Source organism: Streptomyces sp. P9(2023) (assembly GCF_032436795.1).
Classification (GTDB): domain Bacteria; phylum Actinomycetota; class Actinomycetes; order Streptomycetales; family Streptomycetaceae; genus Streptomyces.
This window is the reverse complement of the sequence record NZ_JAUPWM010000897.1, coordinates 1-231: the sequence shown is the minus strand read 5'-3', so window position 1 is coordinate 231 and position 231 is coordinate 1. Positions and strand designations below refer to the sequence as shown.

Below are 231 nucleotides of genomic sequence, written 5' to 3'. Positions count from 1 at the left end.
AGTTTTTCTTTCTGTTTTCTTGCAAGTTCTTTTACCTGTGCGAAATCTGCCGAGTTTGGATTAATATAGTCGGGTCTTGTGGCGTCTGTAAAACGCTTGTCGAGTTCGGTAATTTGAGTGTCATATTTAGCAACTTGGTCTTTAAGTTCCTGCATTTGTTTTTCATATTCCCTTTCACCTTCGCCTTTCTGCTGTACTCGTTTTAAATTTAAAGGTTGTGTAGCATCATAG

The 231-nt window shown here is 38.1% G+C and carries 1 protein-coding gene; it reads right to left on the bottom strand.

What is annotated here, in order from left to right; all coding sequences use genetic code 11:
- The coding region (locus Q5762_RS39830) for a hypothetical protein (protein ID WP_315897202.1) at nucleotides 1–231 on the bottom strand (231 nt) is incomplete at both ends.